The organism is Salinimicrobium sp. TH3, from assembly GCF_026676115.1.
Taxonomy (GTDB): domain Bacteria; phylum Bacteroidota; class Bacteroidia; order Flavobacteriales; family Flavobacteriaceae; genus Salinimicrobium.
This window is the reverse complement of sequence record NZ_JAPONB010000001.1, coordinates 574583-600130: the sequence shown is the minus strand read 5'-3', so window position 1 is coordinate 600130 and position 25548 is coordinate 574583. Positions and strand designations below refer to the sequence as shown.

The window sequence follows — 25548 nt, the reverse complement described above, 5'->3', positions numbered from 1 at the left end:
GCTCTAGAAAATATCTGTGATCTTTCCGTCTTTGATCTTAAAATTGACCTGGTAATAGCTGTCAAATATCTTTTCTTCCCACCAGCCCGGTTCCCAATGCTCCAGTTGTGCTACGGAAGTTTTAAACATATGGATTTGCTCCTGAATAAATTCTTTTTCCTGTATTTCCCCGTCTATAGCCCATATCCTGAAGCGTCCTGTTTCCCCCTTGCAGTTCACGACAAACCTAAGGGTAATCAAGCCAGATCCTTCAAAAATTAACTTCTCCTGCAACCCTTCCAGGAGTTCTCTTTCGATAGCTTTTTTTCCGCCGCGATAATTGGCACCAACAGGAGAATAATCCTGTTGCACTCTATCTTCATCACAAAGTTCAAAGGCAGGATCATCCCGGCTGTCATCATAATTAATTTCCCCCACCTCATGATCAACCTGGTAATAGAACCAGCCGGTTAAACTTGCAGCCATTAAAAAGCTGAGGAGGAGAAAGAGATTTGTTTTAGTCAAAACGGATATATTTAAGTTACTTTGAAAACCATTTCAGGTCTATGGATAAATTCAAAGTTTCATTCCATTATTCACATTAATCTATGGAGAGATCAGTTAAGGCCATTTAATTTTTCCGATCAATAACATAATCACACCCGCTCCCATTGCTGCTCCAGCCCAGAAGCCGAAATCTTCAGTATCCACTAAAAAATGAACCGCTATTCCAATACAGAAGAGGACTGCACCAATTATCCTTATCTTATTCATTTTATATGGTGTTTTTTAAAACAAGGAATATCCAAATACCATTGAAACAGTTTCATAATCAGATCTCCAGTAAGCGTATCCAACTAATAGTTCCCGGCTGGTATGATATCGCATTTCAATGCTGTATTTATCCTTGATTTTATATCCAATACCCAGTGCTATAACTCCTTTTGGTTTAATGTCCAGTGAGGAGTGCATTGAGCCATCCTGTCTAAAGAATTCAAGTGTTGAATCGAGATTAAGATCAACAACGTAAGAAGCGTTTAAAAAAAGTTTCGAATTATCACTGAAGTATAAATAGTGCCGCACCCCTATTGGCAGTTCAATTGATTTGTAATCAACTTTTGAAACAAGGATCCCCCCTGAAACGCTACCCGATTCCTGCGACTGTTCAGATTTATAGTTACGATATGTTGGTTCAAGTATGATCGCCCATTTGTTTTTATTAAAGGGCATAATGAATTCTCCCTCTATTCCTAACCTAAACCCGAATTCCTTATCAAAATCGGTATCCTTGTAATCAGTAACCTTGTTGTGTATGGTAAGAGATGAATAATTAAAACCGGGCCGGATATTTAAATTGAATAGATCCTTTTTTTGCATTTCTTCAAAATTAACATAGTCCTCGTTATGGCACTTGTTATAATCTTCAAAAAAACTTACTAACTCATTTCTCCTGTAGTCTACATTTTCAACCTTTCTCCTTGTAAAAGTCAAACATTCCAAATCATTCCATAATTGTTGTTTGTACCCCTCATTTGTACCAATATTATTGTTGGGAGTCAAATATTTTTTAAATATCAATTGTTCAATTTTGGAATCATCTTTACTGTAAAAATATCTTGTAATATTACCGTCAGTATACAGGTATAGATTAGCTTTTCCCTCTATTAATACTTCTAAAAAAAGCTCTTCTTCCTTAAATTCAGGGCTACTGTCTTCACTCAAGAGATCTAAATTCCCACTGGATCGATCAATATTTACCTGGTGCCGGCTGAATTTTGAAACGTTGTATATTCCAAATTCCTTTACTGTTTTAATTGCGGCATTCCTGGATTCGTTATCCTCTGAAAGTTTAAATTCAAATTCGGTGGGATTATTTTTCCAGTCAATGTTTTTTATCAGGACATCTGTCTTTTGATCTTCATTATCAATGTAATATCCTTTTTCGAAATTGATCTGGGAATAGCAGTTGAAGCTAATAAATGCTGTTGCCAGGACTAGAAGTAATTGTTGTTTCATTTATTCTGAATTGTCAATGTGCTCGCGTATTGGAGTATTACTTTACAATAATTTTGTAAGGATTGTTAAAAATAGTATAAATTCCTACATAGCAGCATTTTCATTAGAGAAACTTTCTAAACATGCTTCATTGTCACCAACCAGAAATTGCTGTGGAAAAGGTTCTAAAAATGATATTTTGGGAAGGGGATTCTTGAAGTTAGATTGTAGAAGTACGGGTTAGATTTTGGTATCGGCATTTCGCAATTGGAACCTTTAAAACCTCAGCCTTTCCAATTGGGACAACATTAAATCTAGATTTTGCCTTTTACTTTAATGCCCCAAATAATCCTTCCATTATTCTTTGTTGCTCCGGTCTTTGCTGCTCCTTTTTTGACAGTATTAAATTTCCATTCTCAATGCTGGCGTTCAGTCCGGCCAGTGGCAAATAATTTTCGATCGGGATTTTGTTGGTGCCTAAAATATAGGAATTGAAAAAATCTGATTGATCAGTACCACTCAGGACAGACATCGAACGTTGAAGTTCTTCAAGGGTATAGGCATCGCTACTATTCCCATATTTAAAATATAAACTTCTCATTAGATCATCCATGCTTTTTTCATTGTTTGTAGCATTGCGAATGATCATATCCTGAGCGATTCCCGCGAGCATACCACCGCCATATACCAATCCCCAATGTTCATGCTTTTCTTCACCTTTTGACATCGACAAGGTCCCTACTCCGGGATCATTGATGTAACGGGCATAGAAGAAGTTACTTAAAAAATCCAAATAGGATTCATCATTTAAGAACTCAACCTGGTGTAATGCCTTTAAGGTATAATAGTTAGTAAGTCCTTCCCGGAACCATTCTGTATCTTCACCGGCCGGTCTAAAAGATTTGCCGTTCCACAGATGGAAGAATTCGTGAGCAAAAATGAATCTGGAAATGGTTTTTGAGAATTGATCAGCATCTTTCTCAATAAGAATACTAATATTATTTCCAATGACTTCACCATCTGTAATGGATGGATGGGAACTAATAACCACAACCATCTTTTTAAATGGATCCTCAGGCGCAGGTCTTGGGATTCCGCCCATAAGTGCTATATAATAATCTAACACACCTTCTGCCAGATTCCGGTAAGTGGCTTCATCATTGATAATTTCTGTACTGCCAAGTGCAAACACCAATTCAAAGTCATCCCTTTTTATAGAAAACTCTTTATGGGTTCCAGCAAATATCATTGCCTTCGCCAGGTCGTTATTGTCCCTTACCCGGTAGACAGAAGCAACATCGCTCTTTATAGACCAGAGTGTGGTGACCTGCCAATTTTGAGGTAGCTGGAAATCAACCTCAATATTTTTTCGATATTCTCCATTCATAATGAACAGGGTTCTTCCCGTGTAAAATACGCCCATTCCGGTAGCATATGCCACTCCGTCTATACCACCGTCCCATTCGTAATCTTCATGATCGAGATGCACATCATAGGTCAAAACGATCTTTTCATTAAGTGGGGCGTGGATTTTCCACTTAGCATCGGGAAGTTCTTCCATTGTAATTGGTTTCCCTTCCCCGTTCACCGCCTTAATATTATGAATAAAAGTTGCCCATCGTTTTTCGAGATGGTCTGCTCCATAATCCATAAACAGAATACTGTCCTTTGGTGTAAATTCAGCTTTTACTTTTGCAGTGTTGATATTATCCCTGTTAAATGCAATGGTATAGGTAATAGCCTCATCTTTTTGATGTGGTTTAAAAGATAAAAAGAGGAAACTGATAACTATTATTGTGAAGATCCTTTTCATTGTTCTTGTTTCAAATAATGACAAATCTTTATAAAGAATGTTACACTTAAAATGTCGAATCTATTTTAAAGCAAATTAGGCCCTGGGTTAAATAAAGAATTTAATGGGAGATTTTCTTTTCGGGGTTTTTCCCTTCTTATTTTTTCCTGGCGACAAAATACATCTCGATCTCACCTTTACCTTTTGCTACTATTTTACCCCGGCTTTGAAAATTGAATTCAGGATCATCTTTAAGTAGATCATAGGTAGTTTGACTTATGTTCACCAGTCCCACCTCCCCATGAGATTCCATTCGACTGGCGGTGTTGACCGTATCTCCCCACACATCATACTGAAACTTCTTTATGCCCACTATGCCTGCCACCACCGGGCCGGTATGAATGCCTACACGCATTTCAAAAGCCTGTTTTTCCAAAGCCTCCATTTTTGCTTTTCGTTTGCTTATGAATTCCTGCATTTCCAGTGCAGCCAAAACCGTTCTTTTTACTGAATCGCTTGAAGGAACCGGCAAACCACCGGCCGCCATGTAGGCATCACCAATAGTTTTGATCTTTTCAATTCCGTATTTCTCGATGATTGCATCAAAAGCCTCAAAGCAGTCATTGATATCATTCACCAGCTCTGTAGCAGTCAGTTTAGCGCCCTGCTCTGTAAAATTTTTGAAATCGGTGAAAAGAATACTTACCATATCGAATTCCCGCGCATCAGCTTTCCCTTTTTCCTTAAGCTCCCGGGCAATTTCTTCAGGAAGAATGTTCAGCAGCAGGTTTTCTGAACGATCTTTTTCAATTTGTAAAGAAGCCTTTGATTTACGCACATAATGCCAGCGCATGTAAAAGCTCCCGGCTAAAAGCAAGAAAAATATACCTGCTATGAAGCTTATGTTTCTTGTTCTTTCTTTCCGGCGCACTTCTTCTTCATGCGCTTCCTGAATCAAGCGGGCTTCTTCCTGAAACTCCATTTGCTGAAGTCTTTTTGCTGTTTCCCTGGTATTCAGACTATCCTCAACAGCCTTCAACAGCTCAAGATAGTAGAGGGCTTTGTCATCATTGCCAAGAGCTTTATGGGCATCATATAAGCAAGAGCAGCTCGCCCTTTTTCTAACCAGCGACTGGATATTTACAGAAATATCAAAACCTCTTTGACAATTTTCAAGTGCTTTGCCATAGTCTCCTAATTCCAGGTTAATTGCCCCCAGATTATTTAAAGATAGAGCAACACCATCCATATTTCCCAGTTGTTCGTAAACTGCTAAACTCTTTTTGTGGTACCTCAGCGCTTCTTGATATTCACCTTGCTTGTCGTACAAAACTCCTATATCACTATAAGTATCGGCAATTCCGTTTTGGTTGTTGATTTGCTTAAAGATCTTAAGGCTTCGGGAATAATAGTCGAGGGAACGAGCGTAATCCTCCTGCTCCCTATAGATGCCTCCAATCATGGAAAGGCTACTTGCCTGCTCGTGCTGATGCCCTTCTTTTTTATTCAGCTCCAAACTTTTCCTGTAATATTCAAGCGCCTTTGTCAAATTACCCTGGTTCTTATAGATGTTTCCAATATTAAGGAAGGTAGTACCCATCTTCATAGTTGGATTAGCCTCCAGACTTTTAAGGTAGTTATCCAGAGCTGCTGTTAAGTCACCTTTATCATGATAAACACTCCCCAGGTTACTGTATGCAATGGCAAGAGCAGCAGGATGATCCATCTCTTTGGCAATCTCCAGGGCCCGTATGTAATAGGATAGTGTCTTTTTATAATCACTCCTGTTCACCCATGATACTCCCTGAAGGGTATATCCCGCAAATTGTGCCCTCAAATAATTGTTATCCTTCCCGAAAGAAACCAATTCTTCTGCTAAAATAGCTGCCGAATCGGGTTGAGAAAAAAGATAACCATCCCAGATATAGTCAGAGAAGGCATTAGTTCTAATGGAATCTGGTTGGGTTTGGTCTTGCCAAACCGAATAGAGGGAGTCGAGGTTCACCTGAGCCTTCAAGGGGAATTCGCTTAATATGCATATAAGTATGATGATCTTTATACGCATGGCAGTGTGTTTAAATGGTTCACATGCCTGCGGTTGAAGCGAATGGTAGATTTGGGAATTCCCGCCATGGCCTTTCGGCTGTCGTCAGGTTATCTTTTAAAGATAATCAAAATCTCACTATGGGAACTTCCGATATTTGCCGGTTATCCAGGGGTAAGATTAATTACCTTAACAATTAGAACAGGATTTGAAATAGCAAAAGCAGGTTTTACTTTGAACAAATTATGATACCCAACAAGGTGAAGCTAAAAAAAAGGTAGTCTTTAGAAGCTTTCTGATAATTCCGGTAGAGCTATTACTTTAATTTATCTTCGGGAAATTAATGGCGTATCATTCTCTTTTTTGCTAACATTCAGATTCTTTTTCTTTTAAAAAAATAGAAACCTGGGCAACTAATTTTTATTTCACAGCCAATAAGCTTTTCCGGGGCAGTGGATTTAAAAAGAAAAAACCGGCCAATCGGCCGGTTTTGTAATTCTAGTAGTAAGAGTAGGTTACCGTTTCGAGCTGGCTCTTGCGCTCTGTGATCCGGTTCTCCTCGTTGAACTTATTGATGTAATAATGGACAATGTTTACGCCTTCTTTTATGAAAGTATAGTAAAGCGGCAAATGTTCCTGTACTTTAAGGGTGGGAATTATTTCAATGGAAGCCGGATTCATCCTGTCGGTATAGCTATCCAACGCAAGGCTGCTTTCAAACACCCAGGTATTATTGCTCCCGGCTTTAAAGATGCTTTCCTTTTTTAGGTTTCCATCGTCATAATATTCATATTCATGTTTTGAATATTGTTCAAAACTGCCACCCGTTTTTAATTTATAGGTCGTTTTAGTACTTATTCTTCCAGCGGTATTGTAATCGTAAAGACTGTAACCCACTTTTGCAAAGCCACTTATAACTTCAGACCGGACAACTTTGCCATTCTCCCAGAAAAAGTCCTCGCCATCACCTGGAAAGGAAGAAACACTTTCTATCAAACCATTGCTGGAATAATAGTAATTATTTGTTCCGGACGGTTGCGATGCAGTCTCATCCTCCCATAGAACCTTGTTTACTTTTCCGTCCACGCCATATTCGTAAGTTCTTTTATCTCTTTTGCCGTTGGTGGTAACCGTTTCAACAGATTTTATCTTTCCATAAATCTCGTCATCCTTGAGGGAAAGGTTTATTTCAGAAAGTGAACCTATGTTCACTCCCGCATTATTTGGGACCAGTCTAAGCTTCAAATCGTGGTGATTTTCAAGTAAGGAATTATCCCTGGGATAGATCTGGAAGGTGGTGTACAGAGTTCCTGAAGCGACAGGTATGGTGATCCTTTGGTTTTGGTCCATAGCCGGGTAGGAACTTATAAAGTAATTATCGGTATTGCCTTCTATTTCTACCAGCAGGGAGCTTTCGGGTACTGAAAATCCTGCCAAAAGAATTTTCACTTCTACGCCTCCAGGTTCGTTCTCCAAAAGGTTCAAAGAAGGAGTAACAAATGAAGCAGTAGCGGGTGTGTCGTCGTCCATAATTACGACATCTGCAGTTCGTTTAGTTCCGAAACTTATTCCCTCACTGCTTTCTTCCAGCTCGAATTTTACCGTACTGTTACCATCAACTAGATTATTATTTACAGGGCTAATCGTGAAAATTGAATAGCCGCTTCCTTTAGTTACTTCCAGTTCGATTTCGCCATTGATTACCGGAGGGTTTGTTTGAAATTCCTCATTATTTGTGCTGGTAACTTTCAAAACAATAGATCCGTCTACTGCTGAAGGCCTGTTAAAATCTACCTTGAATTCTATTTCAGAAGAATTTTCCATAATAGAAGTATCTTCAAACAGGTCGGCAATTAGCAGGGTAGGAGTCTCATGAATATCATCATCTTTAGAACAGGACAACAATAAACTGCAGAAGAGCAGTGCAAGAATGATGTTAGAAATTGTTTTCATAATGTTGATTATTTGATTAATTGAATGTTTTTTCTGTTTTCGGGTAGTCCCTTATTATTCGGTTTTTTATTCTTGTTTTTGATTAAATTCTACTAAGCAAAGATGGAAAAGGAATCGGGGATGGGAAATACCTGAACAGCAGGGTTTTTTATACCCGGGTAAGGGTATATTATAATGCAGTAGATACCATCCATCAGGTACTACTGGAAGAGATGGAGGAGTGCCGGGAATGCTTCTTAAAGAGAGAAGGCCCTAAAAGGGCCTTTTTTTTCATTCTTTCATGGCGGTGTTATTTATCAACTTTTACCTGAAGTAATTAAAACTTGTTTATTCGGGTTCAGGTCCCAGGAGGTATTGGTTACCCTGGTTCAGGTTCGATAATTCGATAATTACCGGGGAGCCATCTACCTCGCGGAAGTTAGATCTTAGAAGTACGAGGTTAGAAGTTTTGGAATTTCAGTTAAGTTTTCTTCTTCCTGATATTTCTCATGATTCTTAAAATACTGATTTTGTACCTTTTATAGAGGAATCCTTCAAGAGATGGTGACGACCAATGTACTGTGCTTCAAAAGACATTTTAGAAGACCACATTAAGAAGGCAAATCCCGCTCATTTAAACAAAAGGAAAGATGAAATTAAAACCGCTGTTCATTTTTAGCCTGTTGCTATTAATGGTTTCCTGTTCGGGAGTTTATGTCTCAGACCCACTACCCGTAGACTCAAAAAATATTTATTCATTTCCCGCTAAGTATAGAGGGGTTTGGGTTATTGAAGAGGACACTATCATTATTAAAAAAGACATTATCAGGAGCCTGGAGGCCGAGAAAAGTAAACTATCAACTAAGGAGCTCGATTCTTCCTATATCATCAAAGACAACAAAATTTACCTCATTGGTGATCCTAAAAAGGAAATAAGCAGGGGATTTCCTTTTAAAGTAATAGAGGACACGATTTACTTTTTAGAAAAATATGTGATGGAATACCCCCTGGGCACCAATACTTTTTTGCGAAAAATAAAAAATGATCACATTGTCAACATCAAAGAGCAAAATCAATGGTGGTCAACGGTCTACCTTAAAAAAGACAGCCATGGGACTATTCATTTCTGCCTGCTCGATATTGAAAAATTAGAATCTTTATCCAATCATAAAAAAATTTACAGTTATATGCACAAATATGGTCAGTACGATTATTTCGAATTAAAATGGACTAAAAAAGAATTACTGGACATGATACAAAAAGGGGTATTTTCGGACACTCTTATGGTACTTGAATTGCAAGATAGGATCGACCTATAATGATCTGCCTGCTGCCTAATTTTATTTATTCATTTTGATTTTTAATGTTTTACAAAGGTTGACATATGGCTTGTGGCAGTTTTGAGACACTTCCCTGTCCAACGAAACCATGGCTGGCTACGGAGCGAAAGCCTTTCTTTCATTCCTTCACCTGCCAAAAGCTATATGCGTTGTTGTGTGGTGTTCTTATTTTAAATTTTCGCTACTAACCATTGCTCTCCACACTATTTTCCAGTCATTATTCTCTTTAATCAGAGTCCAAAACTCCTTACCTTTTTCTCTGTATTTCTTGCCGTTCATAAGATATTCAATGTAATAATTCATTGAGATATTGGCAGTCTGGTGCCAAACATTGATTTTTTGTTTTTCAACTTCAAATAACAATGTATTTGCATTACTTGAATATGCTTTAATTGTTTCTAGACATGCTTTTTTTCCAACTATTTCAGTTGCTAAATCAGGCGCTATAAAAACGACATTTTCGTGAAGAACTGATTCAACTGCGTTAAATTCACCTTGGGTCCAACCTGTATTAAATGCTTCGATTAAATGTTCAATTGATTTATTCATTCTACTAGCTCTTTAATGCCCCACAACGGTCTCGGTTATCGCCAGTTGGCGGAGTAGGGGACACGAATTGGTCGGCTAGAGATATTATTGAACCATGAATTTAATTAATTTCTTTAATACTTAACCGTCTATTTGCGGTATACGTTGTTGGCAGCTGGCTTTTTATTGTTTCAATAATTCAATTAAATCAAAATATATCCTAAACCCAAGTCCTAAACCTTCTGCACTTCCTCCATTAGAATTTAGTCGACTTTGTGGTATTTCAATTTTCTCCAAAATTTTCGATGAATTCAAAAAATTATATTTTAAGAAAAGGCTAAAATGCAAAACTTCGGACTCAAAAAATTGCCCTTCTACGCCCGCAGCAATGCTCAAATAGGAAATAGATTCTGATATCTTTTGCTGGTCATCGAGCACATATTGTTTTCCGGTATCTTTTAATAAATCCCCCCGCACTTTTATTTCTCCGAAATTATATTGTGGAATGACAACCAAAGCGGCTTCTTTGTTTCCGAAAATTAACTTTGGCGCCAATGAAAGAGAATTGGTAGAATATCTTGTCTTTAATTTAGATGGAGCCCTTGCATTTGGGTCATTTGGATTCATTTCATTGTTCTCATTCACCAAACCATAATAATGCTCATATCCGATTTCAGGGGCAATAAAATTCCATTTAAATAATTGTGTTCCTATATTAAAATTTACGTAAGCATTTTCTTCAAAACCTTTATCTCTATAATAGTCGATTCCCCCATATAAAATAGGTTTTATCTGAGCTTGAACTTTAAAATTAAGTAGGGTAAAAAGTAACAGAAAAATTATATTTCTAATAGCCATCTAATTATACTCTTTTGATAGATTAAATGTGTGAGTTTTCAAAGTTGTTTTTTCTGTTCTTTGAACTTGAAATCAAAAAATGAATAATACTCAAAGTGTTTTTTAAGTCAGCTTGCTGCTAACGTTATGTACAAGGAACGTTGCGTTTGTGAGTGAGAGGATTTTCCGAAGGAAAATCAGATGCTAGCAAACAAAGAAACGACCAAAGAGCTAATCTAAATTAAGCAATGTTTATTACACGGTGTTGTAGCACGTATTTATTCTTTTTTAGTTCCAAGTAGATATAAAACGACACCTGGTCCTGATTTAACTTTGTTTATTTCCCAATCATAATTTTCTGTTCCGTTTAGGTTCTCAACAAGTTCATTCATTTCCTTAATGGAATAAGTCCGCAATGAGGAAACAATGCCATCCCACAAAACAAACAGAGGAACAACAGGAATTAGATATGTGAAAATAATCCGTCCAGGTTTGAACGGTCTTATAAATGGCGTTGTCAATAAAACACTTATTGGCGAAAATATCATTGCCAAAATACTAGGTATACTTCTTTCTTGTCCTTCAAATATTGCAATTGGGCTGTTTGTGTCAATGGCATTTTGAAGAATTTGCATTGCATCATTTTTTTTGAAATGATGCAATGATAAAAATTGAGTTCTCAACCCTTTTAATTCCTCGGGTACATTTCTTGCATCAACAGGCTTTTCCACATACTCAAAATTGTCCGCTTGCTCTTTTGTGAATTTAAATGCTGGAATGTTGGGGTAAAGGTCAGTCAGGATTATTTTCAGGTCAGGGATGTCATTTTTCAATTCAGAGTTCAACCAAATAAGTCCGCCACCACCTCCAGAACCAAGGTCAATTATTTGATTGGTTCCACTTTTATTCAAACCCTGTTTGATTATAGGAATAATAGGTTTGTAGATTTTAGCTTTGTTAGATAAATATTGCAAAAAATCAGTCATATAGTTTCTCAAAAAATCAGGAAACCATTTTTGGTCTTCAAATTCAAACAGGTGTAATCTTCCCATTTTGAGATATTTTGATCATATGTGCTACAACGTCCCGGCTATCAAAAGTGGCGTGTAGGGAAGAATGCACTTTCAGATGAACCGGCTGTTTCTAATGGAAATAAATGTAGGAAAATTGTTCTCAAAAAAGCCATTTTTGGATAGCCATTATTGTGAAATAGTGCCACCTGTTCGAGTCAGCAGGCTTTGCTTTTAAGTCAGCTGCATTTTTGCCTTTAAAGTTCAAATTTTCTTACTTCTTAAAAAAGACTCTTTAAGACCTGATGTTTTCACCACTCAACGATGCTGAACTACTTCCAATTAAACGATTTTGCCTCTGTAAACTGGCCGTACAGATTTGTGATGAATAGTTTTAATCCATTAATCCCAAAAATTTTCTGGCGTTCTCGTAAAGTATCATTCTCTTTTCCTCTTCGGTTAAAAAATCGAGTGAATTCAAGTAATTTATGGAAATTTTTATGCTTTCGGGCCATACCATCTGGTCTGAGCCAAACATCACCTTTTTGAGTATGCCATACTTTTTACACCTTTTGAGGAAATCCACGGCCATTTCCTGTGTCAGTGGACTTACCCATAATAGAACACCTAAGTCAGCATAAACATTTGGGTAATATGCCATTAACAACACAGCATTCTCCCAAAAACTCGCACCGGCGTGTTGCAGGCAAATCTTTAGGTCAGGATATGTTGCAATAACGTCTTCTATTAATGCAGGATCGCCTTTAAATACTCTTTTTGCCTTACTTTTGGAACCCGGATTGGGAGGGCCAGTATGGTACATAACCGGTAAACCATATTTGTTGCAAATTTCTAAGTATGGCTTGTAAATGGGATTGGCTAAAGTTACTCCTTCATAGGAAGATCCGATCTCCCCAAAGACCTTGATCTTTCCGTTTTTAATTAATTCCTCAAATTCATCTACTGGAATCATTTCTGTATTGGCACCATATCCAGGAATAAACCGGTCGTCTGCTTCCATCCATTTTTCATTGGCTTTTATACTGTTACTGATAACAGCATAATCAATATTTAAAGAATCCATTAACTCAATAGTTCTATCGAGATGTGCTTCAGCAGTAGGAGGTGACGGAATATTCCCTGCAGGATGTGGATGCCCTCCATGATATATATCATCAGTATACGAATGCAGGTGTACATCTATAACCTGGCCTACACAGAGATTGATAGAAATCATCAGGGTGAATAAAAGGGTTATTTTTTTCATTTTGTTGATATAAAATCAGGTCTCTAAGGAAGCACTTATTAGTTACTTTCCCGGGAGTTCTACACAAGCACCAAAAGTACCTTTAATGTATATTCTATAAATTTAATATTATTTTGTGTAAAACGAAAGATAACGTACTATATATCAGGTAGTTTGAGTCTTTGGTTTCAAGTTTTCTTACTCCAAAAACTTCATTTTAAAAATCCCTTGTTTATACCATCAGCTTTTTTTTCTCAGGTTTTTTTGTCAGTGGCATTTTTCACAACGTCCCGAATAACATAAGTTGTGGCTTGGGAACTCGAATTTGTCAGTTAAAAGGTCAATTTAAAAGATAGTCAAAAATGCCATTTTTGAGAGCTAACAGTGGAAGCTGGATTTTAGAAGTGCGAAGGCAGAAGTAATCTAACTTTTTAGCGGAAAGTATGCTGTGACTTTTAATGCTGCGGGAGCCAGGTCTACATAATACACATGCTGCCGGTCGTTATTATCGAATTGCCCGTCTCCATTGCTGTCTTCCCTGGTTCTAAAGTAGAGCCGGTTCATCTCATCAACTACCGTCAATTGCAGCAGATGTTCACCTTCGGGAGTTAATTTTCTGAAGTTTTCCCCGTTGATGTTGCTAATGTAAAGTGAGCTTGCATCTTTCTCACTCAGGTTCTCATCACCATTGGTATCCCGATCCCGCATTTCGTACAGCAGAAATTGCTTTCCGGTATTTTCAAAGATGCTGCGCAGAAATTGAACAGAATAGATCACCACCTGCTCATTTGTTAGCGGGACCAGTTCTTCGGAATTTAACTGCTGAAATTTAAGGTTGGTCATTCTCCCCCGAAGCACATCTGAAGACTGAAAAACATTATTCCCCGCCGAACTTCCAGAGCTGAAGTAACCTGATCTCTCCTCCCCCAGTTCCCCGATAGGATGCAACAGGTATTTTGTGCTATCAATATGTACCGGCAAATGGGCGACAGCTTTTATTTCTTCAAATTCTTTTTCCTGAGGCGCGCCTCCAGGAACAGGTCTCCTCATTTCATCATCCATGCAGCTTGTTGTCACTAGGCATAAGAACAGAAAGGATAGAAATTTTGTCATTTTTGGGAGGTTTAAGAAAATTTAAATAGGTATAGGAATTGTATTTTTGGAAGATATTATTTCTTTCTCTTTTCTGCTGCTGAAGGTTCGATTTTTTTGATATATTTGAATAATTCACTGTTTCTTAGACAAGAACAAAAAGAATTACTGCACTTTCCCTACAGCTGTGCGATCATTACCACGATAGAAGGAGGATAGTATTCGCACTACTTTCCATATGACGTTATTAAGCCGAACTAATTATTTAATAATATCATATTATGGAATTACACAACCAGCTGAAAGGACTCGCCGACAAAGTAGAAAAACTAAAAGACCAAATTGGAACAGAAGAATCAACAAAGCATGCTTTTGTTCTTCCATTTATAAACATTCTGGGGTATGATGCTTTCAACCCTACTGAAGTTGTCCCTGAATTCACTGCCGACCTGGGACTGAAAAAAGGTGAAAAAGTAGATTACGCTATTTATCAAAATGGTGCTCCTATTCTCATCATTGAATGTAAACATTGGGGTTCCGAATTGAATGTGCACAATTCGTCTCAGCTCTTCAGATACTTCCATGTCACAAAAACGCGTTTTGCACTCCTTACCAATGGGATCACTTATAAATTTTATACAGATCTGGAGGAGCCAAATAAGATGGATGAAAAACCATTTTTTGAATTTGATATTACAAAGCTGAAAGACGGAACAACTAAAGAAATAGAAAAGTTTCACAAGTCGAATTTTGATGTGAACAAGATCGTGGACAACGCTAGTACTCTCAAGTATACCAGAGAATTAAAACAAACAATAGATAGAGAAATACAAAGCCCTTCTACCGATTTTGTTAAGCTCTTGACCTGCCAGGTTTACAGTGGACGATTAACAGCCAATGTGGTAGAGGAATTCAGCGATTTGGTTAAAAAAGCATTTGGCCAGTTTATTAGTGAAAAAGTAAACGATCGACTGAATTCCGCACTCAACAATGAGGAAGAAAAACAGAAAGAAGAATTAATACAAGAAGAACCTACGAGTAAAATTGACACTACAGAAGAGGAAATGGAAGGCTTCAATATCGTCCTGGCCATCCTTAGAAGAAAACTTTCAAAAGATAGGGTCGTCCATCGTGATACCCAATCCTATTTTGGGATCTTATTGGATGACAATAACCGTAAACCCATTTGCCGTTTGCACCTTAATGGGGGAATAAAATACATAAGTCTTTTCGACAGCAATAAAAAGGAGGTTAAAGAAAGGATCGAGAGCGTAGATGATATCTACAATTTTGAAAAACAACTTTTAAAGGTGGTAGAGCATTACGAAAATCCGGAAATTGGAAAGATGGTTGGGTAAAACAATTCAAAAATAAATTTTCTAAAATACAATGAAAAAATATTGCACCAGGTCCCGAATAATGCCGGTAGCGGGATGGCAGATAAACCTGTTCGTTACACACAATTTTATGGATCCTCAAAAAATGACATTTTTGGAAGGTAATTGAGAAAGTTTGATTTTTGAGGTACAAGATTAGAAACTTTAGAAAAAGGATACTGGGTTTTGGTATAAATTCAGCTTTAATTTTACGATCTATTCTTGTTTTTGTTTCAAATAAAGATTGCTTTTTATCTGAAATGTTACAAATTAGAAGAGGAATTTTTTGAATGGAAGCCTCCGATATTTTTTAAACACGCAAAGTGAAGAGCTTTGAGAGGAGATAGTTAACCTTTGATGTACAAGGGTTTTGCACTAAGGTACTTTTTTAAATTCCTCTTTTGTAATTGAAGACATAATTTTTGTTTTAATAGTTCGCAATAGAGAAAATGTCAAGTCGTATAACTTATTAAAATCTGACTTCTCCAAACCTGATCTCGACTCTCCATGAGCAATTTTATTTCTAACGGAAAGCAATCTATTGATATCACTTTGCTCATCACTAAACATCTCATAGTCTAAGCCCAACATAAAAAGAATTTTTTTTAACACCACGGGCTTTAAATTGGATTCAGTATCTACCACGCTCTCAGGGATTGACACAGTTCGGGTCAGGTTCAATTGCAGATTGTCTAAAAATTCAACAGATCTCGCCAGAGAATGAAGTTTTCCATCATCTGGCAAGGCTCTAGAAAAAATTCTTGATTTACTAGAAGGATTTCTCAGATCTTTAAAAATATCGTTAAAAGCACTTACTAAGAGATGAGTATTTACCTCCCCACATGGAAGGTTCTTTTGATTAATTGTCTTGATATAAAGATGAAAAGAAAACTTAAAGAAACCTTCGAAGTGAGCATACATCATCAATAAGGTAGATCTTCGCAAAATCCTTTTGCTATCTTCATTATTTAATTGTTCAATTTGATTTCTCAGGATACGCAGTTCATCAATACGCCAAGTAAATTCTTCCTCAATTTCCGCCCAGATAGCTACTATCATAGTACTAAATGACTTTCAACATATTCTATCCGGTTGTTTAAAGGACCTTTGGAGTTTTTGCCGCCACCTGTTATTAAACTTATGAAATCATTCGACAATTTTATTTCAATAATCTTTTCGCCAAGGGCTTTCATCTGTCCTTGGTCATTAGGATCCAGATTATCCAAAAGTGGTAATATTCCTATTGCGAATGCCTCAAATTGGTATACCCCTACTGAGTTTGTTACCTTATCACGATTTTTATTAGCATATCCAAACGCTTTGGAACCAACAGCAGAAGCGAGTACCTTGAAAGTCTTCTCGAAAACTTTTTTATTGGTTTCATAATCAAAACCCAATTCTCCTGTTGTCACTTTTTCCATATAATCTGTTAAAAAGTCCGAGACATCATGTACAAATTCACTCTTATTATTTTTCAAAGCAAAATATCTCAATACCAATTCATGGTTGAAGGAGCTAAAATATTGATCAGTAGTGAGTGGTTGAGTAGTCAATTTATAATCTTCATTATTTTCTGCCAAATCAATAATAAAATCGTTAAACTGAGGATCCAGAAGTCGAATGGTGCAATTCCTCATTTGTTGATCCGTCAATAATACACCCCCAGTATTCAATCGCTTGAACATATGGTATTTGAACTTTGGATCACTCCCTTTACGAACAACTTCAACTCGTATAAACGATCTTTTTAATCTAATTTGTAAGGCCGTTGGCAATTCTGTGAATTTCAGACCATTCAACTCCGGTACTATATCGCAGTCTGACAATACTAAAAAATCCCCTAGTTTTACTGGTGGATCGAGATGACTAGCCTCCAGCTCACCTCGAAAATGCAGGTATGAAGAAATTCGTTGTAAACCGTCTATTAAAACATATTTTCCGTCATCCTCTTCCACAACGTAAATGGGTGGTACCGGCATTTCAAGAAGTAAAGATTCAATAAATCTAGATCTAGCTCCTTCACTCCACCGAAATAGTCTTTGATAATCTGGTGTAATGTTTAGCTCTCCATTTTTTTTCATGTCAAGCATCTCATTTAAAGAAATATCGAGGCTTTGGGTATGAGCTTTTTGAACCTTCGACTCAATGGCAGTGATAATATCAGGTGAAGTCATTTATTAGCTTTTTGTGAAACAAAGAACACTCTCCGTTGGAGAAATGAAATTTCTATACTTGTTACTTTTGGAATTAATACTAGACATACTTCTTTTAACTTTAAAGTCGATCCTATTCTGAAGATCCAAACCCGTTTTTGAAGCTAAATCAATTAAATTTTCTTGAAGATTGTTATGTATATCCTTGTAGAACGAATCCTGTACGACCAATACTAGACCTCCGCCGGGTTTAATTACGTCTTGAGAAAGATGGCATATAGATTTATACATTGATTGATAGTATTGGAAGTGTGACCTATAGTAATAGGTCTGAGAAGCCTTAGATGCGTGGTTATAAACTTGCTCCAAAAATAAATTAGTTTTTTCCCCCCACTCCTCACGACACTCAAAATCATCTGCATAGATTGTTGAGGTTCCTATCATTTGATCTCTTAGGTTTCTAATCTGTTCTGAATTGAACCTAAGGAGTGCCAATTCAATTTGAGTAGTTATTGCATAGTCAATTCTAGTGCAATAAGGTGGAGATGTTAAAACTAAATCAACAGAATTATCAGTTATTCCAGTATTTAAAGAGCTCTTTATTCTAATGTCAACGTTTTTTTCCGAGGCACCCTCACCATGAAATTCCGGAGTACATAGAATATTCTCAATTTCATTTTTAAAAATGGATAAAATTTTAGTCTTTGGAGGTCTTAATTTTTCTGTTTCTACTTTAGGTTTTTTGATCCACGTCGGATTTGAAGATTTAAAATCCTTTGCCAACGTTTGCAATGTTTTAAATATCCCCACATAAAAAAAACAGACAATGGAAGGATGTACTTCAATGCTGTTAGCGCTATCGTTGTGAACATCAGATAATAGAAGCCTTTTCAAATTAATTTCTATTTTTCTTAGGTTTTTAGTAGCACCTGGACTAAACCAATCCAACAACGGATCGTTTTTAATATCTACACCAACAGATTTTCTTTCCAGAACTTGGTTGACTATCTCATCTCTAATTGACAAAAGCATCTTTACATCTTCCTGTTTAAACAGCCTCGCTTTAGCATATAACCCCATTACAGGATTAATATCGCAGCCTATAGAACTGTAATTCTGAAAATTTGCATTTGTCGTAGTTGTACCAACACCATTCCAAGGATCTAGAATTTTCGATGAAGAATCAAGTTCTGAAGAAAGTAAGAATTGTTTGACGAATTCATCATTAAAACCAGCGTAGTATTTGCTAAAAGATTTTTCCTTTGCAACTATTTTTGGGTTTATGATGTTGATGTTTCTGAACATTGCTCTAATTAAGTAATCTCTACATCCAGCAAATCTACACAATAAAAAAAACACCCATCAACTAAATTGAGCTATGGAAATAATCGTTTTTTATTAGTCAAGACTGATATTAAATTTAGTTTTTAATAAGGTTCCTATTTAATTCATCAAAAAATTACTCTCAATTAGCTCTGCTATTGTCCGAGACTAGTTAAAGGTTTTTATAAAATAGTTGATTTGTTAAAAATAACATAATTTCCTACAGGAACCTCTTTTCCTGAAGAAACTTTTCAACGTCTTTTCCCTGTCTGTAGTTTCGGCAATAGAACCTTCAAAAAATCCCATTTAGCTCTCTTATAATTCTCAAAATTTTTATATGCTCCAAAGATCGCTACTGGCATTGCTGCTGCTAATGTCAACCTCCGTAGTATTTGTGGAGGAAGAAGAAATGTAGAAGGTTCATTTGGAATGAGTTTACTATACCCGTTTTTTCCTTCTGTTACGGTAATTATTAAGTTGCAAATGAATTTTTCACTGATAGCGGGATCGGCAAATTTATATGCTTTGCAATTTTAAAATTGTGTTTATAGTAATACAGCTCGTCTCCGGTGAGAAATCCTAATAATAACCAATAGGAATCCTTATCCCAATTGCAGCAGCTGCGGTGAACTGTTTCACACCGGTATGAAAATAAGAAGTCAATTTAACACTCATATTATGTCGCGGCCCCAGTTCCACACCCAAAGAGAAAGGAATGTGTGCAAAAAGTCCTTTTTTATCATTATTGATATTGGGGGTGACAGTTTGAAAAGATCCAAGTGACCCACCTAATCCTAATTCAGCAAAAGGCGCCACCCATTCAAACGGGTACCTCACGCGCGCTTTTCCTCCAAAGAGAACGGCGCTTGCAGTCGATTTAGTCCGCCCGGCATTAGACCCGGAAAGATCTCCCTTCATTTCGGCGAGCGTGTAACCGGCATATGCTCTCAAATCGATCCACTCGTTCACTCCAAATAAATACTCTCCCTGTGCATAAACACCTGCACCAAAATACCCCACCTCATCATAAGGTACACTTATTCCATAACCTACAGAAACATCAATGACTTCTTCCCAATATTGAGCCTGTGCCCGGGTTACAGCAAAAATCGTGAGGATTGTAAAAAGTACTTTTTTCATTCAGGTGATAAATATAGCAGAAAGCTTCTATTCTCAAGTTTCCGTTAACAAATTCCCTGACTCCCTAACGAAAATTGTTGTCGAGACAACTCAGGTTTGCCAAAACTAGCAACTTAAAGGGAGCGGCTTACCTCCTGGCATCCCCAAAAAACATAAAAACATTCCATATATTTAGCCCTCTTAAAATTCTCAAACTTTATATATGATCCAAAGATCGCTACTGGCATTGCTACTGCTAATGTCAACCTCCGTAGTATTTGCGCAGGAAGAAGAAAAGAAAGATGAAAAAAAATGGGATGTGAACGATCCCTATACAGATGACTGGAACATCAAGGAAGTGCCTCTCAATACCGATGAGGGAACCTGGATGAACCTCGATGTAAGCCCCGATGGAAAGCAGATCGTTTTTGACCTTTTAGGGGATCTGTATATCATGCCCATAAGCGGCGGAAAGGCTACCGCCCTTACCAGCGGGATGGCCTATGATGTGCAGCCACGGTTTAGTCCAGATGGAAAAAGCATCTCCTATACCAGCGACGCCGGTGGCGGGGATAACATCTGGATCATGGATGCAAACGGTAAGAATGTCAAACAACTAACTCATGAAAACTTCAGGCTGCTCAACAACGCCGAGTGGATGCCAGACGGCAACGCCATAGTGGCCCGTAAGCACTTTACCTCCGGCCGCTCCCTTGGTGCCGGCGAAATGTGGATGTACCATCTGGGTGCAGGAAAAGCAGGGATACAGCTCGTGGAAAAAAAGAACGAGCAGCAGGATATGAACGAGCCGAGTATTTCCTCCGATGGCCGTTATCTTTACTACAGCCAGGATGAGTATCCCGGAGGAGCTTTTCAATACAACAAAGATCCAAACAAGCAGATCTATGTGATCAATCGCTACGACTTTAAAACCGGAGAGATCGACCGGGTAACCGGAGGTCCCGGTGGTGCTGCAAGACCGCAGGTTTCTCCCGACGGAAAAAAACTTGCTTTTGTAAAGAGAGTGCGCACGAAATCTGTACTGTTCATCCACGACCTGGAAACGGGGGAGGAATGGCCGGTATACGACCAGCTGAGTAAAGACCAGCAGGAGGCATGGGCGATCTTCGGGGTATATCCCGGTTTCAGCTGGATGCCGAACAACAAAGACATTGTGATGTGGGCCGAAGGAAAGATCAAAAAAGTAAACATTGATAACACCAATGTTTCAGACATACCTTTCAACGTAGACACCACCATCAAAATAGCCGAAAGCCACCACACCGATCACCAGGTGCATACAGAAGAATTTAATCCCAAAGTGATCCGTCATGCGGTGACATCCCCCGACGGAAAAACTTTGGTCTTTAATGCCGTGGGTTACCTGTGGAAGAAAAACCTTCCTAACGGAACTCCGCAGCGCATCACCGATGCTGAAGAATTCGAATTTGAACCCAGCTTTTCTCCCGACGGAAAGAGCATCGTATATGTGACCTGGAGCGATAACAATATGGGCGCAGTAAGAACTATTGGCCTTAACGGAAGAAATGCCAAAAAACTGACTGCCGAAAAAGGCATTTTCAGGAACCCTTCATTTTCAAGCGACGGCAGCATGATCGTCTTCAACAAGGAAGGCGGAAACTCTGACCTGGGAAGGACCTTCACCAAGAACCCCGGAATTTACCTGATGAAGGCTTCTGGAGAAAATATGAAAAAGATCCACGATGAAGGCGAGTTTGCCATGTTCAACACCAATGATGACCGCATTCTGTTCCAAACAGGCGGGTATTTATTCGGAAACTTAACAAAATCCCTGAAGAGCATTGACCTCAATGGAAAAGACGAGCGCACCCACATCGAATCCAAATACGGCGGACGCCTTGTCCCAAGTCCCGACAATAAATGGGTAGCCTTTAGCAACCTGCACAAAGCTTACGTTGCTCCGCTTGTTATGACCGGAAAAGCTGTGGAAATAGGGCCAGACAGCAAAACCCTCCCGGTGAGTCAGCTGGCCAAAGACGCGGGGATCAACCTGCACTGGTCGAATGACAGCCAGAATGTACACTGGACATTGGGAGATGAATACTTTACCAATAAGATCACTCAGCGTTTCACCTTTTTAGAGAATTCTGTGGATTCCATTCCGCCAATCACCGAGGAGGGAACAAAGATCGGGCTGCAGGTGAAGACAGATGTTCCAAAGGGACAGATCGCTTTCACCAATGCGCGAATCATTACCATGGACGGCGATAAGGTGATCGAGAACGGAAGTATTGTGATCGAAGGTAACAAGATCGTGCAGATAGGAACAGCTGCTGAAGTGAATGTTCCGAAAAATGCAAAAGTTTATGATGTGACAGGAAAAACGATCATGCCCGGAATGGTGGATGCACATGCTCACATTGGAGCCTTTAGATATGGATTGACTCCGCAGCAGCACTGGCCGGCATTTGCCAACCTTGCTTACGGAGTGACTACTGCACATGATCCTTCGGCTTTAAGTGAAACCGTCTTTGGAATGGCCGAATTGATCAAGAGCGGCGAAATGGTTGGCCCACGACTCTACTCCACCGGGATCATCCTGTACGGGGCCGAAGGGGATTTTAAAGCAGAGATCAACAGCCTTGAAGATGCACGTTCGGCTTTGAGAAGGACCAAGGCTTTTGGGGCGACTTCGGTAAAAAGTTACAATCAGCCGCGCCGTGAGCAACGCCAACAGGTGATGCAGGCAGCAAAAGAACTCGATATGAACGTGGTGCCCGAAGGTGGAAGTACCTTTTTGCACAACATGAACATGATCGTGGACGGGCATACCGGGATTGAGCACAACATTCCTGTGGCGCCGATTTATAAAGATGTGCTTACCCTTTGGGGCAACAGCAACACCGGCTACACTCCCACGCTCATCGTCAACTACGGCGGAATCAACGGGGAGTATTATTTCTATGACAAGACCAATGTTTGGGAAAATGAAAAACTGCTGAATTTCACTCCGCGGTCGGTCATCGATTCCCGCTCAAGGCACCGCACGACTTTGCCGGAAGAAGAATATGAGCAGGGGCCTATTTTGGTTTCAGAAACTGCCAAACAACTTTCTGACGAAGGCGTGAAAGTGAATATGGGTGCCCATGGACAACTTCAGGGGCTTGGAGCACACTGGGAGCTTTGGTTGATACAGATGGGTGGCATGAGCAACATGGAAGCCCTAAAGACTGCTACCATCAACTCTGCAGAATACATAGGACTGGGCAGCGAGATAGGTTCCCTTGAAGAAGGAAAACTGGCCGATCTTATTGTGATGGAAGAGAATCCGCTGGAGGATATTAAGAATACCAACAGCATCATCTACACCATGGTTAACGGAAGGCTCTATGACGCTGAAACCATGAACGAGATTGGAAACGAGCCAAAGGAAAGGTTACCATTTTACTGGGAGAACAACCGCTACAATCCTTCTTTTGGATGGCATGAGGAGAGCACGGGGCATGGGTGTATGGCTCACTAATTAGACCGCTGGCGCTGTTGGATCTTAGATCGCTGCGCTGTGAGATGTGAGAGTTACTGATGATCTTTTAAGACGCAAGAAATAAGAGACAAGAAACTAGAAACTAGACTTTTTTAAACCTTAAAAGCCGGAATCCGTTGGATTCCGGCTTTTTCTTTTTCCTTCGGAAAAAGAGATTTCTTCCTATCCGTCATCCTGAACTTGTTTCAGGATCTTTTTGAAATCCGGTATACATCCACCCTACCCTGCGGGAACCCCTACGAAGAAGAAGATAAATAAAAAGCCCCGGAGGGGCGACAGATATTCCAGGGTTTCAACATGAATAAAAAAAGCCCGGGACGAAAAGTCCCGGGGAAATAATGGAGCAACAAGAAACCTGATGGGCGGCAGAAAAAATTATTCCTACCCGGGGTTCAGGAATTTTGCTTCCTCTTCGGAAAGCATTCTCGACTTTGTCAAAAATCTTTTCCCGAGAGGGATCTCCAGTGAAAAACTTGAACCTCTACCGGTGGTAATATCCACCGTAAGATGGGTGTGCTTCCAGTACTCAAACTGGTCATGGCTCATGTAAAATGGGATTTCGGCAACCTCCCCCAGCAGGATATCATTATCATCCAGGTAAAAATCCTCTTTTGGAAGCAACATAGGAGAAGAACCATCACAACAGCCGCCGCTTTGGTGGAAGATCAATTCCCCATGCTGTTCCCTTAGTTGCTGCACAACCTGCACTGCCTCTTTTGTGATATCTACTCTTTTATGGTCTGCCATGACTTATTTTTAAAAGAACCCAAGCTTATTTTTGTCATAGGAAATAAGCATATTCTTGGTTTGCCTGTAGTGGTTCAACATCATTAAATGATTTTCCCTTCCAAAGCCCGATTTCTTGTAACCGCCAAACGGCGCATGTGCAGGATAATCGTGATAACAATTTACCCATACCCGTCCGGCTTTAATAGCTCTCGGCACCTGGTAGAGCTGGTGGGCATCCCGCGTCCATACGCCCGCGCCCAGTCCATACATGGTGTCATTGGCAATTTCAATGGCATCGGCTTCATCCTTAAAAGTACATACAGCCACCACAGGACCGAATATCTCTTCCTGGAAAACCCTCATCTTATTATGCCCTTTTAAAAGCGTGGGTTTGATATAGAATCCGTCTGCGAGATCTCCGTCCAACTTAGCTGCTTCTCCCCCTGCCAATACTTCGGCGCCTTCATCTTTTCCAATCTGAATATAAGACAGGATCTTTTCATACTGGTCATTTGAAGCCTGCGCCCCCATCATGGTGTTCTCATCAAAAGGATTCCCCATTTTTATGGCATTCACCCTATCTATCACCTTCTTAATAAAGGCATCATAAATATCTTCCTGGATCAACAGCCTGGAAGGAGCCGTACATACCTCCCCCTGATTAAAAGCAAACAGCACTGCACCTTCTATACATTTATCAAGAAACTCATCGTCATGGTCCATCACCGAACTGAAAAAGATGTTCGGGGATTTTCCTCCCAGTTCCATGGTGACCGGGTTCAGGTTCTTGGAGGCATATTGCATGATAAGTTGTCCCGTTGTGGTTTCCCCGGTGAAGGCCACCTTATCTACCCGCGGACTCGAAGCCAGAGGCTTACCTATTTCGGGTCCAAAGCCATGTAAAACATTCAGAACCCCCGGAGGAAGGATATCTGCTGTTTTTTCAGCAAAGAGAGTGGCCGATGCCGGAGTTTGCTCTGCAGGTTTTAATATTACACAGTTCCCGGCTGCCAATGCACCTGCCACCTTCCACGCAAGCATTAACATTGGAAAATTCCACGGAATGATCTGCGCCACAACTCCTAGCGGCTCCCGAATGATGAGGGAAAGCGTATGTTCATTTAACTCTGTAGCCGTGCCTTCTTCTGCCCTTATTACTGAAGCAAAATACCTGAAATGATCTATGGCTAAAGGAATGTCTGCATTGATTGTTTCGCGAATGGACTTCCCGTTGTCGGCAGTATCCATTTGAGCAAATTCCTCCAGATTCTCCTGGATTACATCGGCGATTTTGTTGAGGAGAGCAGACCTTTCTGCCACAGAGGTTTTACCCCAGGCATCTTTTGCAGCATGTGCCGCATCAAGTGCCAGTTTTAAATCCTTTTCATTGGAACGAGGATACTCCGCCAGAATTTTATTGTCAATAGGGGATGGATTTTCAAAAAATTGCCCATCAACAGGAGCTTCAAATTTACCGTTGATAAAGTTGTGGTACTCGTCCTTAAATTTTGGTTTGGAATAACTCAT

20 protein-coding genes are annotated in these 25548 nt (G+C 39.2%); 3 read left to right on the top strand and 17 right to left on the bottom strand.

The window, feature by feature from the left end:
- Window positions 1-3 precede the first annotated feature (3 nt).
- The 6 genes from OU683_RS02575 to OU683_RS02550 form a co-directional block, all read right to left on the bottom strand.
- Entirely contained in the window at window positions 4-504 is a 501-nt protein-coding gene (locus OU683_RS02575) for a hypothetical protein (protein ID WP_268134829.1), read from the bottom strand.
- Window positions 505-600: 96 nt separating this feature from the next.
- A complete protein-coding gene (locus tag OU683_RS02570; protein WP_268134828.1) occupies window positions 601-753 on the bottom strand; it encodes a hypothetical protein in 153 nt (50 codons plus the stop codon).
- Window positions 754-768: 15 nt separating this feature from the next.
- Window positions 769-1995, bottom strand: coding sequence for a porin family protein (locus tag OU683_RS02565; RefSeq protein ID WP_268134827.1), 1227 nt, complete (start codon window positions 1993-1995; stop codon window positions 769-771).
- A gap of 307 nt (window positions 1996-2302) precedes the next feature.
- The gene (locus OU683_RS02560; RefSeq protein WP_268134826.1) at window positions 2303-3787 is read right to left on the bottom strand and encodes a M61 family metallopeptidase; all 1485 of its coding nucleotides are present in this window, start codon (window positions 3785-3787) and stop codon (window positions 2303-2305) included.
- Between the two features lie 136 nt (window positions 3788-3923).
- Window positions 3924-5831 carry an adenylate/guanylate cyclase domain-containing protein gene (locus tag OU683_RS02555; RefSeq protein WP_268134825.1) on the bottom strand — a complete coding sequence of 636 codons (1908 nt, stop codon included), beginning with the start codon at window positions 5829-5831 and terminating at the stop codon, window positions 3924-3926.
- 477 nt (window positions 5832-6308) lie between these two features.
- Window positions 6309-7763: a toxin-antitoxin system YwqK family antitoxin gene (locus OU683_RS02550; RefSeq protein ID WP_268134824.1), complete on the bottom strand. Its 1455-nt coding sequence runs from the start codon at window positions 7761-7763 to the stop codon at window positions 6309-6311.
- 629 nt (window positions 7764-8392) lie between these two features.
- Here OU683_RS02550 and OU683_RS02545 point away from each other — a divergent pair.
- Window positions 8393-9061, top strand: a complete 669-nt coding sequence (locus OU683_RS02545) for a hypothetical protein (RefSeq protein WP_268134823.1) — start codon at window positions 8393-8395, stop codon at window positions 9059-9061.
- Between the two features lie 186 nt (window positions 9062-9247).
- Here the strand turns inward: OU683_RS02545 and OU683_RS02540 are convergent, their stop codons facing one another.
- The 5 genes from OU683_RS02540 to OU683_RS02520 all read right to left on the bottom strand — a co-directional run bounded on the left by OU683_RS02540 (window position 9248) and on the right by OU683_RS02520 (window position 13816).
- Window positions 9248-9631, bottom strand: a complete 384-nt coding sequence (locus OU683_RS02540) for a nuclear transport factor 2 family protein (RefSeq protein ID WP_268134822.1) — start codon at window positions 9629-9631, stop codon at window positions 9248-9250.
- 162 nt (window positions 9632-9793) lie between these two features.
- Window positions 9794-10468: a hypothetical protein gene (locus OU683_RS02535; RefSeq protein ID WP_268134821.1), complete on the bottom strand. Its 675-nt coding sequence runs from the start codon at window positions 10466-10468 to the stop codon at window positions 9794-9796.
- 257 nt (window positions 10469-10725) lie between these two features.
- Window positions 10726-11499, bottom strand: a complete 774-nt coding sequence (locus tag OU683_RS02530) for a hypothetical protein (RefSeq protein WP_268134820.1) — start codon at window positions 11497-11499, stop codon at window positions 10726-10728.
- A 352-nt stretch (window positions 11500-11851) separates the two neighbouring features.
- Entirely contained in the window at window positions 11852-12724 is an 873-nt protein-coding gene (locus OU683_RS02525; protein WP_268134819.1) for an amidohydrolase family protein, read from the bottom strand.
- A 402-nt stretch (window positions 12725-13126) separates the two neighbouring features.
- Window positions 13127-13816 carry a hypothetical protein gene (locus OU683_RS02520; protein WP_268134818.1) on the bottom strand — a complete coding sequence of 230 codons (690 nt, stop codon included), beginning with the start codon at window positions 13814-13816 and terminating at the stop codon, window positions 13127-13129.
- A 260-nt stretch (window positions 13817-14076) separates the two neighbouring features.
- Between OU683_RS02520 and OU683_RS02515 the strand changes: the two genes are divergently transcribed.
- Window positions 14077-15153 carry a type I restriction endonuclease gene (locus OU683_RS02515; protein ID WP_268134817.1) on the top strand — a complete coding sequence of 359 codons (1077 nt, stop codon included), beginning with the start codon at window positions 14077-14079 and terminating at the stop codon, window positions 15151-15153.
- A gap of 393 nt (window positions 15154-15546) precedes the next feature.
- Here OU683_RS02515 and OU683_RS02510 read toward each other — a convergent pair whose 3' ends face one another.
- The 4 genes from OU683_RS02510 to OU683_RS02495 form a co-directional block, all read right to left on the bottom strand.
- Window positions 15547-16230 (bottom strand): MAE_28990/MAE_18760 family HEPN-like nuclease, encoded by a 684-nt coding sequence (locus tag OU683_RS02510; RefSeq protein ID WP_268134816.1) that lies wholly within the window; start codon window positions 16228-16230, stop codon window positions 15547-15549.
- Window positions 16227-17345 carry a DUF262 domain-containing protein gene (locus tag OU683_RS02505; protein WP_268134815.1) on the bottom strand — a complete coding sequence of 373 codons (1119 nt, stop codon included), beginning with the start codon at window positions 17343-17345 and terminating at the stop codon, window positions 16227-16229. The genes OU683_RS02510 and OU683_RS02505 overlap by 4 nt, the downstream gene beginning before the upstream one ends.
- Window positions 17346-17348: 3 nt before the next feature.
- Window positions 17349-18629, bottom strand: a complete 1281-nt coding sequence (locus tag OU683_RS02500) for a DNA methyltransferase (protein WP_268134813.1) — start codon at window positions 18627-18629, stop codon at window positions 17349-17351.
- Window positions 18630-19226: 597 nt separating this feature from the next.
- Window positions 19227-19787, bottom strand: coding sequence for a hypothetical protein (locus OU683_RS02495; RefSeq protein WP_268134811.1), 561 nt, complete (start codon window positions 19785-19787; stop codon window positions 19227-19229).
- A gap of 202 nt (window positions 19788-19989) precedes the next feature.
- On the opposite strand from OU683_RS02495, the gene OU683_RS02490 reads away from it, so the two are divergent.
- Complete coding sequence (locus tag OU683_RS02490; protein WP_268134809.1) at window positions 19990-23271, top strand: amidohydrolase family protein; 3282 nt, start codon at window positions 19990-19992, stop codon at window positions 23269-23271.
- A 402-nt stretch (window positions 23272-23673) separates the two neighbouring features.
- Here the strand turns inward: OU683_RS02490 and OU683_RS02485 are convergent, their stop codons facing one another.
- Both OU683_RS02485 and OU683_RS02480 read right to left on the bottom strand, forming a co-directional pair.
- Window positions 23674-24039: a DUF779 domain-containing protein gene (locus OU683_RS02485; protein WP_268134807.1), complete on the bottom strand. Its 366-nt coding sequence runs from the start codon at window positions 24037-24039 to the stop codon at window positions 23674-23676.
- Between the two features lie 9 nt (window positions 24040-24048).
- On the bottom strand, window positions 24049-25548 hold the full coding sequence (locus tag OU683_RS02480) for an aldehyde dehydrogenase family protein (protein ID WP_268134805.1): 1500 nt from the start codon (window positions 25546-25548) through the stop codon (window positions 24049-24051).